Annotated in this window: 1 protein-coding gene; it reads left to right on the top strand. The window is 70.7% G+C overall.

Annotated features, from left to right (window positions below):
• A partial coding sequence (locus tag U8525_RS34255; protein ID WP_374270941.1) for a condensation domain-containing protein occupies positions 1-1,510 on the top strand: 1,510 nt, incomplete at both ends.

Below are 1,510 nucleotides of genomic sequence, written 5' to 3'. Positions count from 1 at the left end.
GGGACTCCTTCTTCGAATTGGGCGGCCACTCCCTGCTGGCCACCCAGGTGGTGTCGCGCGTCCGCGCGGAGTTCAACGTGGAACTCCCTCTGCGCGCCCTCTTCGAGTCCCCCACCGTGGAGGCCCTCGCGAACCGCCTGGCGGGCCTCGCCCGTACGAGCACCGCTCCGCTCACCCGCGTCTCGCATGACGGTCCGGTGCCGCTGTCCTTCGCCCAGCAGCGCCTGTGGCTCATCGACCAGCTCGAGCCGGGCAGCTCCCTCTACAACGTGCCCGTCGCCGTCCGACTGGAAGGCCAACTGCGCGTGGACACGCTGGAGCGGGCCCTCCAGGAGGTCGTGCACCGCCACGACGCCCTGCGCACCACCTTCACCCAGGTGGCGGGCGAACCCATCCAGCGCGTCCACTCCGAGGGCCTTGCGCCCCTGGGGCTCGTGGACCTCTCGGACATGCCGGAGGCGCAGCGCGAAAGCGAGGCGCGGCTCCAGGCGGAAGCGGAGATGCACCGGCCCTTTGACTTGCACACCGGGCCGCTCATCCGCGCGCTGCTCTTCAAGCTCTCCGAAGCCGAGCACGTGCTCGTCGTCACCCTGCACCACATCGTCTCCGACGGCTGGTCCCTGGGCGTGCTGGTGCGGGAAGTCGCGACCCTCTACGCCGCCTTCGCTGCGGGGCGGCCTTCGCCCCTGCCCGCCCTGCCCGTGCAGTACGCGGACTACGCAGCCTGGCAGCGCGGCTGGTTGCAGGGTGCGACGCTCCAGCAGGAAGTGGACTACTGGAAGCGGAAGCTCGCCGGTGCGCCGCCGGTGCTGGAGCTGCCCACCGACAGGCCGCGCCCGACCGTCCGCAGCACCGCGGGCGCCACCTTCGGCTTCGCCCTGCCTCGGGAGCTGACGGAAGCCCTCAAGGCGCTGGCCCACCGTGAGGGCGGCTCCCTCTTCATGGTGCTGCTGGCGGCCTGGCAGGGGCTGCTGTCGCGCTACACGGGCCAGCAGGACATCAGCGTGGGCTCGCCCATCGCCGGCCGTACCCGCGCGGAGACGGAAGGCCTCATCGGCTTCTTCGTCAACACGCTGGTGCTGCGTGCCCAGGTGGAAACGGACAAGTCCTTCCGCTCCCTGCTGAAGCAGGTGCGCGCCACGGTGCTGGACGCGTACGAGCACCAGGAGGTGCCCTTCGAGAAGCTGGTGGAGGCGCTACAGCCGACGCGCAGCCTCAGCCACACGCCCCTCTTCCAGACGCTGCTCGCGCTGCAGAACGTGCCCACCGAGGACGTGCGGCTGCCGGAGCTTCGTCTGCGGGGACTCGAGGCGACGCACTCCACGTCGAAGTTCGACGTGAGTGTCTTCTTCACGGAGACGTCCGAAGGTCTGCGCGGCACGCTGGAGTACAGCACCGCCCTCTTCGAGCGCGGCACCATCGAGCGGATGGCCCGCCACCTCCACACCCTGCTGGAGGCCGTGGCCGCCAGGCCCGAGCAGCCCGTGGCCGAGCTGCCCCTCCTCTCCCC

Source organism: Corallococcus sp. RDP092CA, from assembly GCF_041903675.1.
GTDB lineage: Bacteria > Myxococcota > Myxococcia > Myxococcales > Myxococcaceae > Corallococcus.
Note: the sequence above shows the minus strand (reverse complement) of the source record. Positions and strands in the feature narration are given on the sequence as shown.